Raw genomic sequence first — 13131 nt, forward strand, 5'->3', positions numbered from 1 at the left:
GCGGACCGGTCAGGGTGGATCAGCAGCGCCGGTGAGAGCCCCGGCCACCCCCGCCCCCAAGGAGGACGCATGTCGCAGCCCGCCCAGCCGACGCCCACCCCACCTGTATCCCCGCTCCCGGACGCGGTGCACCGCTCGGTGGAGGTCCCCGGCGGCCGCATCCACCTGGTGGAGCAGGGCAGCGGCCCCCTCGTCCTGATGGTCCACGGCTTCCCCGAGTCCTGGTACTCCTGGCGCCACCAGCTTCCCGCGCTCGCCGCCGCCGGCTATCGGGCGGTCGCCATCGACGTCCGCGGCTACGGCCGCTCGTCGAAGCCCCGCGAGATCCCGGCCTACCGGATGCTGGCCCATGTGGCCGACAACGTCGGCGTGCTGCGCGCGCTCGGCGAGGAGACCGCGGTCGTCGTGGGCCACGACTGGGGCTCACCCATCGCCGCCCACACGGCGCTGCTCAGGCCCGACCTCTTCACCGCCGTGGCGCTGCTGAGCGTGCCGTACGCCCCGCGCGGCGCGATCCGGCCCACCGAAGCCTTCAGGATGCTCGGCGGCGCCGAGGAGTTCTACATCAACTACTTCCAGGAGCCCGGCCGGGCCGAGGCAGAGATCGAACCGGACGTCCGCGGCTGGCTCGCGGGCTTCTACGCCGGCCTCTCGGGCGAGGCCAAGTCCCCCTCCGATGGGGGCGTCTCGCCGCTCTTCTCGGTGCCCCCGGGCGGCAAGCTCTCCGACCGCTTCCCCGCCGACACCAACCCGTCCTCCTGGCTCACCGAGGCCGACCTCGACTTCTACGCCGCCGAGTTCGAGCGGACCGGCCTGACCGGCGGCCTCAACCGCTACCGCAACGTCGACCGGGACTGGGAGGACCTCGCCGCCTGGCAGGGCGCTCCGCTCACCCAGCCCGCCCTCTTCATCGGCGGCGAACTCGACGCCCCCACCAACTGGATGGCCGACGCCATCAAGGCCTTCCCCCGAACCCTCCCCGCCCTGTCCTCCTCCCACATCCTCGAAGGCTGCGGCCACTGGGTCCAGCAGGAACGCCCCGAGGAGGTCAACCACCTCCTGCTCGACTGGCTGCGCACCCTGCCCGCACCCGTCGGCGCACCGTAGGCCTCACCCCCTGCCCAGACAGACCTCCAGGCCGTCCATGATCCGCTCCAGGCCGAACTCCCGGGCCTGGTCAAGTGCGGCCCGGTCGCGCGTACCCGTTGCCTACCGACGCTTCTTCTTGCGATCGAGCCGGCGCTTGGCCTGCTTGCGTTGGCCCGCCAACAGACGCTGGGCGGCGAATCGCCTGCCCATGTCGGTCCATGTGCGGGCCAGAGTCTCCGTGGTGGCCAAGGTCTGTACGTGGTCCTCGCCGAGCGTGCGGCACAGGCGTTGGCGCGCGTCCTGAAGCAGCTCGGCCGCCTCCGGATACTGGCGTAGGCCGTGCAGGGCGATGGCGAGGTTGTGGGCGGTCTGCAGCGTGCTGGGGTGGTCCTCACCGAGGGTGCGCCGCTGTCGCCGGAGGGTGTCCTCGTACCTGCGACGGGCCTCCTCCCGCTTGCCGAGGTTGTTCAGGGCGAAGCCGAGGTTGTGGGCGGTCTGCAGGGTCTCCGGGTGGTCGTCGCCGAGGATGTGCTGCTGTCGCCGGAGGGTGTCCTCGTACATCCGACAGGCCTCTTCCCGCTTGCCGAGGTTGTTCAGGGCGGTGGCGAGGCTGTGGGTGGTCTGCAGGGTGGCCGGGTGGTCGTCGCCGAGGAGGAGCCGCTGTCGTCGGAGGGTGTCCTCGTGCATGCGACAGGCCTCCTCGTACCTGCCGTTGTTGCTCAGGGTCGAGGCGAGGCTGTGGGCGGATTCCAGGGAGTGGGGATGGTCCTCGCCGAGGATGTGCCGCTGTCGTCGGAGGATGTCCTCGAACATGGGGAGGGCCTCCTCGTGCCTGCCGAGGTTGTTCAGTGTGATGGCGAGACTGCGGGCGGATTCGAGGGTGTGGGGATGGTCCTCGCCGAGGATGCGCCGCTGTCGTCGGAGGATGTCCTCCTTCATGTGGAGGGCTCCCACGTGGTCCATCGCGTGATCCAGGGATACGGCGAGGTTGTGGGCGGATTGCAGGGTGTCGGGGTGGTCGTCACCGAGGACGCGTCGTCGACGTTGGAGGGTTTCCTCGTGCATCGGACGGGCCTCGGCGTACCTGCCGAGCCTCGATGTGGTGGCGGCCAGGTCGTTGGCCGAATGAAGGGTGTCGGGGTGGTCCTCACCGAGAACGCGTCGTCGACGGGCGAGGGTGTCTTCGGCGAAGGGCAGAGCCGCGGCGACCTCTCCCATATCGGCTGTCGCATGGGTGAAGTACTGCATACAGCTGAGGGTGTCGGGGTGGTCCGGCCCCAATTCGGCTGCCCACACCTCGCGTAGCGGTGAGGTGAGGCTCTGCGCGCTGCGTGACTGTCCGCTTCTGATGAGGAAGGAAGCCGCCTTGAGCAGGATCGGCCGTAGCTCGGGCCGGTTGGTGAGGACGACGTGATGCGCGATGAGGTGTGAGGTCAAAGAGGCCCAGGCGGGCCATGTCTCCGGTGCTTCCGGGTTGCCCGGATCGGTGCTGCTCAGGACAGCGGCGACATCGCTCTGGATCCGTTCCGCCTGCTCGGGGCCGGACTGGTCGCGGAGGACCGCCTGGGTGAGGCGATGGATCTGGAAGGTCTCGTGGTCCAGGCGGGCCAGTCCATAGCGACTGACAGGCTGCAGGGCGGCGTGCGGCCACATGAGATCGCCCGGATCACCGGGAATGGTGGAGAGCCGTGGGCGGGCGTTCTCCAGCCAGCTCGTGGGTATGGGATCGGGCCCGAAGAAGGCGCCGAGCCGTAACAGGGCCGCAGCCTCGGGGCATTCGTTCTCCAGGCCCGTGGTGGCGATGCCGACCGCGGCGGCCAGCGACGCCGGGTAGCCGGGGGCGTCGCCCTCTTTGAGAATCCGTGCGGTGCTCGTGCTCAGGAGTTGGCGGTAGCGGGAGAGGGTCATTCCGCTGCCGATGATGCCCACGGCCTGGGCGAGGGCCAACGGAAGGTCGCCGAGGTCCCCGGCGAGGAGGTCTGCCTCTTCGGCAGTGATGCCGGGAATGTGGGCCGCCAGGTACGAGACGGAGTCGGGGCGGCTGAAGACGTCCAAGCTGGCCTGGTGGGCGATGCCCCGCCAGTCGGGGTTGCGCGAGGTGATCACCACGTGGCCGGATCCCTCGGGGAGCCAGGGGGCGGTCTGACCAGGATCTTCGGCGTTGTCGAGGATGATGAGCCAGCGCTGTTCGGTGCGCAGGTGCTGGAGAAGGGCGCGGGCGTTGTGCTCGGATCCGGCGTCGGGTCTGGCGATGCCGAGACGGTCGGCCAGCTCGGTGTAGTGGACGGGCACCTGGTCGGCTTGTTCGGCGTCGATCCACCACACCACGTCGTACTGGCCGGCGAACCGGTGCGCGTACTCCAGCGCGATCTGGGTCTTGCCGATACCGCCCATGCCGTGCAGCGCACGCACGACGGCCTGCCGCCCGCTGAGCAGCCCGTCGCGGAGCTGCGCGATCTCCGCCTCACGACCGGAGAAGTCGGGGTTGCGGCGGCGCACGTTCCAGACGTCGGGCCGACCGGTGCTACTGGGCAGCCGGGGCTTCGTGCCGCTGGAGACCGCGGCCGGGTCCGTGGCCGGGGGCGTGCCGGGAAACGGCGGGGGGCTGGTGGGACGGGCCCCGCCGTTGACGGCCTCCCGCAGGGTGGTGAGGGCCGCGGTCTCGTCCAGGCCGTGGAGGTCCTTGCGGAGCTTCGCGGCCAGGAGAGGGGGGACATCGGCGGTGGCGATGGGTTCGAGGGCGAGCGGGACGATGCGGTCCCTTCGGGCCACCGTGGCGGTCCACTCCTCCCGCGTCCATCGCTCAGGGTCGAAGTACGACTTGGAGAACAGGGCCACGACGGCGTCGGCCCGTTCGAGGGCGCGATCCATGTGGTGCACGAAATCGTCTCCGGCGCGCCATTCCCATACGTCGAGGACGACTTGGTGACCGGCCTGTTGGAGATGCCAGCCGACCCACTCGGCCCAGGGGCGGTCCGGACCCGCGTAGCTGATGAAGAACTGCTGCGTGGTGTCGGTCATCGAGGCCCCCCGAGTCACCATGTGCTTGTCGTGTCGCGGCAATCATCCCGCGTCCGACGTGCGCGACGCAGGAGAATGTGAAGGCCGCCACCGCCCGGCCGACACCCCGCGCCGGAGGCCCGGAAAGCCCACCTGAACAGCAAAAAGACCCTCCCCGAAGGAAGGGTCTCGCCTGGCGCCCCCGGCAGGACTCGAACCTGCGGCCAAGTGCTTAGAAGGCACCTGCTCTATCCACTGAGCTACGGGGGCCGGTGTGGGCGTGGATCACGGACCGCGGACAAGGATAGAGGTCCGGGTGCCTCGTCCCGGTTGCTTCACCTCCGTGGCACGTTGTGGAGGTTCGGTGAAGCGGTCCCGATAATCGCAGGCAGGTACGAATCCTGCACCGCTTTTGACGTCTCGTGCGTCGGGTGTTGTGCACTCGTTATGCCTGCGTCTCGCTTGTCGCGATCGTCCCATGCGTCACTCGTCCCGTTCTGTGGGGGTTCTTGCGGCGCGCACGAGGGGTTATACGCTTCAAAAACCCAACGAAATTGGGCATTCTGCACATGTGGCGACCTTGGACGTACGACCCCGGCTGATCGACGCACTGTCCGTTCTGCGCGACCGCGTCGATGCCGCACGCTTTCCGCTGCCACTCAGGGGCGCGGCCCGTGCCCGGCGAAACCGGGACGAGCTGCTCGCCCAGCTCGACGACTATGTGATTCCCCGCTTGCACGCACCTCAGGCCCCGCTGCTCGCGGTGATCGGGGGATCGACCGGGGCGGGCAAGTCCACGCTGGTCAATTCGCTGGTGGGGCGGCGGGTCTCGGAGGCCGGGGTGCTGCGTCCGACGACCCGTACGCCGGTGCTGGTCTGCCATCCGGACGACGTCCACTGGTTCGCCGGGCCCCGGGTGCTGCCGCAGCTCACCCGGGTGTGGGTGCCCGAGCAGGACGACGGCGGTGAGGGCGAGTACGAGAGGGAGGGGGGTGGGGCGACGGGTGCGTACGGGGGGTACGGCGGTACGGGGGAGGAAGAGGAGAAGGGGAACGGGGGCGGGCGGGGAGCGGCGGGGGAGGCCGGGGCGCTGACGGTGCGGATCGAGGCGGACGCGGCGGTGCCCAGCGGAGTGGCGCTGCTGGACGCGCCCGACATCGATTCGCTGGTCGCGCGCAACCGGGAGCTGGCCGCCGAGCTGATCTGTGCGGCGGACGTGTGGGTGCTGGTCACCACGGCCGCCCGTTATGCGGACGCGGTGCCCTGGCATCTGCTCCGTACGGCCAAGGAGTACGACGTCACGCTGGTGACCGTGCTGGACCGGGTGCCGCATCAGATCGCCACCGACATCTCCGGGCGGTACGCGGAACTGCTGCAGCGCGCCGGGCTCGGCCAGGTGCCGCGCTTCACCATTCCCGAGCTGCCCGAGTCGGCGGGCGGCGGCAGCGGACTGCTGCCGGCCACGGCCGTCGCGGCGCTGCGGGAGTGGCTGGAGCGGCACGCCCAGGACCCCGTGGCCCGTGTCGCCGCCGCGGAACGTACCGCCGCGGGTGTGATCACCTCGTTGGGCAGCCGGTTGCCGGCGCTGGCCGGGGCCGCCGCCGCCCAGCACGCCGCGGCGCTGAGGCTGACCGGACGGGTCGAAGAGGCGTACGAGCGGGCCGCGATGCGGGTACGGCGGGAGATCGCGGCCGGTGAGGTGCTGGCCGGGGACGCGCGTGCCCACTGGCGTGACCACGGGCTCGGCGGCCGGCCGGACGAGCTGCTCGACGCGCTGACCCATGGGCTCGCCTCGCTGCTGACCTGCGCCGTCGAGGAGGCCGACGAGCGGGCCGCGGACGCCTGGCGGCGCGATCCCGCGGCGGCGGAGGTCTCGCTGACGGCGGCCGCGGGCGCGGCGGGCGCGGCCGGGCGCCTGGGGGTGGTCGTCCGTCGCTGGCGGCGGTGCTTGGAGGAGCTGGCGGAGGAGGAGACCCGTGAGGCGCGCGGCGGCCAGGCCGGCGACCGGGTCGGCTCGGTGGAACCGGAGGAATCGGCGGCCCTGCTGGCCGCCGAGCTGCTGGGCGGGCGGCGCGCCCGTACGGCGGGCGAGAACCTCGCCGACCTGTTGGGGGCGCAGGCCGCGCTGCGGCTCTGCGAGCGGGGCAGGCGGCTGCTGACCACCTATCTGGAGCGTGCGCTGGACGGTGAGCGCGAGCGGCGGCTGGCGCCGCTGGACCGGCTGACGGTCCCGCCGGAACAGCAGGCCGAGCTGATCGCCGCGGTGTCCGTATTGCAGCGGGAGCGGCAGAGGGGGACGAGGAGGCGGGGGGAGCCGGAGAAGCGGCGGGAGCGGGAGGAGATGGCGGTGGGTGCGGTGCCCGGGGGCGGGCTGGGGCTTCAGATGGCGAAGGAGGAGGTGTCGGGGTGAGCGGATCGACGGTGACGGGGCCGGGAGCGGGGATCGGCCGGGCGGCCGGGGAACGGGAGAGCGGCAAGGACGGGACCGGGGAGGAGGAGACGGGGGAGCGGGCGGGTGAGGTGAGGGCGGACGGAGACGAGGCGCGAGAGGAGGATGTGAGAGGTGAGGCGGCTGGTGGGGTGGGGCCGGCGGGGGGAGCAGAGGGGCGGGCGTGGGATGACGGGTTGATCGCGCGGCGGGTGCGGGACGGGGGAGTGCCCAGGCCGGGCGTGCGGCGGGGCGGGGACGAGGCCGGGGCGGAGCCGTCGACCGACGGGCCCGCACCGGGTGGTGCGGCGGGGGGTGCGGAAGTGGGTGGTGAGTCATGCGTCGAGACGCAGGACGCATCGGGTGGCGTATCGGGCGCCGCATCGTGTGGCGCGCCGCGGGCCGGGGCGCGCGTCGGGTCCCGCGCGCGCTCGCGCACCGTCTCGCCCGCCGATGGACGCGGCGGGCACGGCACGGGTTCGCCCGCCGGCTCGTGCATCGATGGGGGCGTCGGGCCAGGCGGCGTTCGTACCGCCTCGCGTGGGGTTTCGCATGGGTCTTCGCCCGCCGGGTCGCGTACCCCGTCATACGTCGGCGCGCACGCCGGTTCGGGCGCCGGAGCATGCGCCGAGTCGGCGTCGCATGACACGGCGTGCGACGCGTCGTGGGGCCCTTCGCCCGGGGAGGGCGGGGGCGGCTACCGCTGGGTCGCCGATGGGGGGCCGCGGGCCGCCGCGGGCGGGTTGCGGGGGCGGCTGGAGGCGTTGCGGGAGTTGATCGCGCTGTCGCGGACGCGGCTGGACGGGCGGACGCTGGAGGCGGCGGGCCGGGTGCTGGAGGTGGCCGACGAGCGGTATCGGCTCTCCGGTGAGCACACCGTCGTCGCCCTCGCCGGGGCCACCGGCAGCGGCAAGTCGTCGCTGTTCAACGCGCTGGCCGGAGCGCACCGTTCGCAGGTCGGTCCGCGGCGGCCGACGACCGCCGACCCGGTGGCCTGTGTGTGGCCGGGCGGCATGCCGGGCGCGGAGGGGCTGCTGCACCGGCTGGGCGTGCCCGCGCACCGTCGGCACGCCCCCGCGGACGGCAGCGCCGGGCTGGGCGGACTCATCCTGATCGATCTGCCCGACCACGACTCCTCGGCCACCGAGCACCGTGCCCAGGTGGACCGGATGCTGGAGCTGGTGGACGCGGTGATCTGGGTGGTGGACCCGGAGAAGTACGCGGACGCGGTGCTGCACGAGCGGTATCTGCGGCCGCTGGCGGGCTACGCCGAGGTGATGTTCGTCGTCCTCAACCAGGTGGACCGGCTGCCGGGGGACGCCGCGGACCAGGTGGTGGACGACCTGCGCCGGCTGCTGGACGAGGACGGACTCGCGCTCGGCGAGCACGGGGAGCCCGGGGCGGCGGTGCTCACCCTGTCCGCCGCGACCGGCCAGGGCGTGGGGGAACTACGGGAGGCGCTCGCGCAGTTCGTCGCGGAACGGGGGGCGGCGGACCGGCGGCTGGCGGCCGACGTCGATGCGGCGGCCGAGCGGTTGCGGTCGGTGTACGTGGCGCGCAGCCGGGTCGGGCTGACGGAGCGGGCCCGGGAGGAGTTCGACGACCGGGTGGCCGAGGCGGTGGGGGCGGTGGCCACCGGGCGCGCGGCGGAACGCGATTGGCTGCGCCACGCGGAGCGGGCGTGCGGCTCGCCGTGGGCGCGGATGCGGGGCCGGCGGGGCAGGAGCCGGGGCGCCAAGGCGGTGATCGGCCTCGGGGCGGCGGGCGGTGCCGGTGAGGCGGCGGGAGACGGCCGGGCGGCGGCGCGGCCCGTGGTGGAGCAGGCCGTACGGGCCGTTGCCGGTGAGGCGGCGCACGGGTTGCCGGCGCCGTGGGCGCAGGCGGTCCGCGAGGCCGCGGAACGGGGCGCGTACGGCCTGCCGGAGGCGCTGGACAAGGTGGCCGCCGACGCCGAGGAGTCGCTGCGGGCCGGGCCGGTGGTGAAGCCGCGCTGGTGGACGGTGGCCGCCACGTTGCAGGGGATGCTGTCCGTGCTCCAAGTCGTCGGGGTGTTGTGGCTGTTGGGTGCGCTCACCGGCGTGGTCGGCGCGACGGCCTGGCTCTTCGGGCTGCTGCTCGCGGTCATCGGCTCGGTGGGCGGACCGGCCCTGCTGTGGCTGTGCAAGGTGGTGGCGCGCGGTCCCGCCAGGCGTTACGGGCAGGACGCCGAGCGGCGGTTGCGCGGTGCGGCGGCCGGGTGCGGGCGGGCCCGGGTGCTGGAGCCGGTCGCCGCCGAGCTGCTGCGCTATCGGGAGGTGCGCGAGCAGTACGCGGTGGCGTCGGGCGTGTGACTCCCCTTGACGGGTGGCCGAGTTGTCCACACTCGGCCGCCTGTCCACAGGCCGCCGCGGGCCGTGCCGGATGCGTGCAGCATGAGGGCAACGCAGCGCACGCGGCACAGGGCGAGCGCGCAGGACGCGGGGGAGGCGTGTTCCGTGAACGACACGATGGTGACGCTGGTGGGCAACGCCGCGACGGCGGTGGAGCACCGGCAGACGACGGCGGGCGTGACGGTGGCGAGGTTCCGGCTGGCGGCGACGTCCCGGCGCTGGGACAAGGCGCAGGAGCGTTGGACGGACGGGGAGACGAGTTTCTACACGGTCCGGTCGTGGCGTGCGCTGGCGGACAACGTCGCCGCGTCGGTGGCGGTGGGCGAACCACTCGTGGTCCAGGGACGGTTGCGGCTGCGCGAGGGGGAGCAGTCCGCCGAGCGGGGTGGGCAGCGCTGGTTCTCGGCCGAGGTCGACGCCGTGGCGATCGGTCACGATCTCGCGCGCGGCACCGCGGCGTTCCGCAGGGTCCTGCGCGCGGCGCGTACGGAAGGGGACCTCGCGCCGCGGAGCACACCACCGCCGCAGTCGGAGGAGCAGGCGCGGCCGCACCCGCACCCGCGGTCCGAGTCACCTGAGCAGCCCCAGCCCCAGCCGAAGCCGAAGCCGCGCCCTCCGGCCCCGCGCCAACCACACCCGCAGGCAACCCCGTTGTCCGTCGGCGCCGCATCGACCCCCGGGGATACGGGCAATTCGCCGCAGACGGCGTCAGTGCCCTGAAAGGGGTCAGGGATTTGTCGATAATGCCAGGTCAGGATGCTTGATGTCGGTAACGATTGCGATTCGGATCGCTTATGAGATGCCATTAGTGGGGACCCTGATGCGCCCGCTCCATAAGATCCGACACGTACTCACGGGGGCTCACGGGGGCTGACGTTCGGCTGCTGAGTTCTTTGCGATCTTTTCGGCGAGGCATCTTCCCCACTCGACCGCCTCGCCCAGAGGGGAAATTCATGCTTTCGATGAAGGGGCGGGGCGCAGCCCGCCTTGCCGCCGCGGTCGTGGCCTCGGGCCTGGTCGCGGCCGGTGCGATAGCCACCGCGGGCACTGCCGCGGCGGACGAGACGACCCCCGCGCACGGAGGTGCCACCGCCACGCTCGGTGGTCTGAAGACCTTCGACCAGGCGGTCGTGCACAACGAGGGTGGGGACCAGCGCGTCGGCGCCGGGCTCTTCGAGATGTCGGTCGACAACGGCGGCACCCTCCAGACGTACTGCATCGACATCCACAACCCGACGCAGCAGCAGGCGAAGTACCAGGAAGTGCCCTGGAGCGCCTCGTCGCTGCACAACAACGGGGACGCCGGCAAGATCCGCTGGATCCTGCAGAACTCCTACCCGCAGGTGAACGACCTGGCCGCGCTCGCCGCCAAGGCCGGTGCCGGGAACCTCACCGAGAAGACCGCCGCGGCCGGCACCCAGGTCGCGATCTGGCGCTTCTCCGACCACGCCAAGGTGGACGCGGTCGACCCGGCGGCCGAGAAGCTCGCCGACTTCCTGGAGAAGAACGCGCAGAACGTCGCCGAGCCCAAGGCCTCGCTGACGCTGGACCCGCCGGCCGTCTCCGGCAAGTCCGGCAGCAAGCTCGGCCCGGTCACCGTGCACACCAACGCCGACAGCGTCACGATCTCCCCGGCCGCCGACGTGCCGGCCGGCGTCAAGGTCGTGGGCAAGGACGGCAAGCCGGTCACCAGCGCCACCGACGGCACCCAGCTCTTCTTCGACGTGCCCAAGGGCGCCGCGGACGGCAGCACCTCGCTGAGCGCGCAGGCCGCCACCAAGGTCCCGGTCGGCCGGGCCTTCACCGGCATCGGTGAGCACGCCAAGAGCCAGACCCAGATCCTGGCCGGCTCCAGCGAGTCCACGGTCTCCGCGGCCGCCACGGTCTCCTGGAAGAAGCAGGGCGCCATCCCGGCGATCACCGCCGAGAAGAACTGCTCCAAGGGCGGCGTCGACGTCACGGCGACCAACAAGGGCGACGAGGCCTTCGGCTTCCAGCTGTCCGGCAAGCAGTACGAGGTCGCCCCGGGCAAGTCGCAGACCGTGACCGTCCCGGTGGCCGAGGACCAGCCGTACGAGATCACGATCAAGGGTGCGGGCGGCTTCAAGAAGACCTTCACCGGTGTTCTGGACTGCAAGACCGCCGGTAGCGGCGGCGGCAAGCCCTCCCCCCAGCCCAGCCCGGCCTCGGTCGGCGGCAGCAGCACCGGTGGCGGCCACGGCGACCTCGCCGAGACCGGCTCCAGCAATGCCACGCCGATGATCGCGGGCATCGCGGTCGTCCTGGTCGTGGTCGGCGGCGCCGCGGTGTTCTTCCTCCGTAAGAAGAAGACCGGCACCCCCGCCCAGTAACAATCGGCGACCGTCCGGTGACCGGGCGGTGGTCGAGGAACATCCCGTGGCCCCGGAGCGTTGTACTGCTCCGGGGCCACGGGCGTCCGCCCGTCGGAACCCGTTTCCTTCCTGGGATGGACGTACGGCAAGATGGGGTGTATCTGCCCTCCCTCGGCCATGTCCTACGAAGGCCCCGGGCGGTGCCGCTCACAGACCCTTTTCGATCCAATCTGCCGGACGGTTTCTCTTGGCTGAGTACATCTACACGATGCGCAAAGCGCGCAAGGCGCACGGCGACAAGGTCATCCTTGATGACGTGACGCTGAGCTTCCTGCCGGGCGCGAAGATCGGTGTCGTGGGTCCCAACGGCGCCGGTAAGTCCACGGTGCTGAAGATCATGGCCGGTCTCGAGCAGCCGTCGAACGGTGACGCCTTCCTCTCCCCCGGCTACACCGTGGGCATGCTCCTGCAGGAGCCGCCGCTGGACGAGTCGAAGACCGTGCTGCAGAACGTCCAGGACGGCGCCGCCGAGATCATGGGCAAGCTGCACCGCTTCAACGAGGTCGCCGAGCTGATGGCGACCGACTACTCCGACGCGCTGATGGAGGAGATGGGCAAGCTCCAGGAGGACCTCGACCACGCAGGCGCGTGGGACCTGGACACCCAGCTGGAGCAGGCGATGGACGCGCTGGGCTGCCCGCCCGGCGACTGGGCGGTCACCAACCTCTCCGGTGGTGAGCGCCGCCGGGTCGCGCTGTGCAAGCTGCTGCTGGAGGCCCCCGACCTGCTGCTGCTCGACGAGCCCACCAACCACCTGGACGCCGAGTCCGTGCAGTGGCTGGAGCAGCACCTGGCCAAGTACCCCGGCACCGTCGTCGCCGTCACCCACGACCGGTACTTCCTCGACAACGTCGCCGGCTGGATCCTGGAGCTCGACCGCGGCCGCGCCATCGGCTACGAGGGCAACTACTCCACGTACCTGGAGACCAAGCAGACCCGTCTGAAGGTCGAGGGCCAGAAGGACGCCAAGCGTGCCAAGCGCCTGAAGGAAGAGCTGGAGTGGGTGCGCTCCAACGCCAAGGGGCGGCAGGCCAAGTCCAAGGCGCGTCTGGCGCGTTACGAGGAGATGGCGGCCGAGGCCGACAAGATGCGGAAGCTGGACTTCGAGGAGATCCAGATCCCGCCGGGCCCGCGCCTGGGCAACGTCGTCGTCGAGGTGGAGAAGCTCAACAAGGCCTTCGGCGAGAAGGTCCTGATCGACGACCTGAGCTTCACGCTGCCGCGCAACGGCATCGTCGGCATCATCGGCCCGAACGGCGCCGGCAAGACCACGCTGTTCAAGATGATCCAGGGCCTGGAGACCCCGGACTCCGGCGACATCAAGGTCGGCGACACCGTCAAGATCTCCTACGTCGACCAGAGCCGCGAGAACATCGACCCCAAGAAGACCCTGTGGGCCGTGGTCTCCGACGAGCTGGACTACATCAACGTCGGCCAGGTCGAGATGCCCTCGCGGGCGTATGTCTCCGCGTTCGGCTTCAAGGGCCCGGACCAGCAGAAGCCGGCCGGGGTGCTCTCCGGTGGTGAGCGCAACCGCCTGAACCTGGCGCTCACCCTCAAGCAGGGCGGCAACCTGCTCCTCCTCGACGAGCCGACCAACGACCTCGATGTCGAGACGCTCTCCTCGCTGGAGAACGCGCTGCTGGAGTTCCCGGGCTGCGCCGTGGTCGTCTCCCACGACCGCTGGTTCCTCGACCGCGTCGCCACCCACATCCTGGCGTACGAGGGCGACTCCAAGTGGTTCTGGTTCGAGGGCAACTTCGAGTCGTACGAGAAGAACAAGATCGAGCGGCTCGGCGCGGATGCCGCCCGCCCGCACCGCGCCACGTACAAGAAGCTGACCCGGGGCTGA

General features: G+C 71.5%; 7 protein-coding genes and 1 tRNA gene. 6 read left to right on the top strand and 2 right to left on the bottom strand.

Translation table 11 applies throughout. From position 1 onward, the window contains the following. The first annotated feature begins 69 nt into the window (after positions 1-69). Entirely contained in the window at positions 70-1107 is a 1038-nt protein-coding gene (locus ACFWZH_RS17500; RefSeq protein WP_384431119.1) for an alpha/beta fold hydrolase, read from the top strand. Between the two features lie 102 nt (positions 1108-1209). Here the strand turns inward: ACFWZH_RS17500 and fxsT are convergent, their stop codons facing one another. Next, positions 1210-4110, bottom strand: a complete 2901-nt coding sequence (gene fxsT / locus ACFWZH_RS17505; protein ID WP_384431122.1) for an FxSxx-COOH system tetratricopeptide repeat protein — start codon at positions 4108-4110, stop codon at positions 1210-1212. 173 nt (positions 4111-4283) lie between these two features. Beyond that, positions 4284-4359, bottom strand: a tRNA-Arg gene (locus ACFWZH_RS17510). Between the two features lie 310 nt (positions 4360-4669). Between ACFWZH_RS17510 and ACFWZH_RS17515 the strand changes: the two genes are divergently transcribed. From ACFWZH_RS17515 to ettA, 5 genes are all read left to right on the top strand, one after another. Beyond that, entirely contained in the window at positions 4670-6499 is a 1830-nt protein-coding gene (locus tag ACFWZH_RS17515) for a dynamin family protein (RefSeq protein ID WP_384431244.1), read from the top strand. A gap of 782 nt (positions 6500-7281) precedes the next feature. Further along, positions 7282-8847: a YfjP family GTPase gene (locus tag ACFWZH_RS17520; RefSeq protein WP_384431125.1), complete on the top strand. Its 1566-nt coding sequence runs from the start codon at positions 7282-7284 to the stop codon at positions 8845-8847. Between the two features lie 144 nt (positions 8848-8991). Continuing rightward, a complete protein-coding gene (locus tag ACFWZH_RS17525) occupies positions 8992-9606 on the top strand; it encodes a single-stranded DNA-binding protein (protein ID WP_384431128.1) in 615 nt (204 codons plus the stop codon). 233 nt (positions 9607-9839) lie between these two features. After that, positions 9840-11237 carry an LAETG motif-containing sortase-dependent surface protein gene (locus ACFWZH_RS17530; protein ID WP_384431131.1) on the top strand — a complete coding sequence of 466 codons (1398 nt, stop codon included), beginning with the start codon at positions 9840-9842 and terminating at the stop codon, positions 11235-11237. A gap of 229 nt (positions 11238-11466) precedes the next feature. Next, entirely contained in the window at positions 11467-13131 is a 1665-nt protein-coding gene (gene ettA, locus ACFWZH_RS17535; RefSeq protein WP_384431133.1) for an energy-dependent translational throttle protein EttA, read from the top strand.

Origin of the sequence: Streptomyces sp. NPDC059008 (genome assembly GCF_042749045.1) — a bacterium.
Taxonomy (GTDB): Bacteria; Actinomycetota; Actinomycetes; order Streptomycetales; family Streptomycetaceae; genus Streptomyces.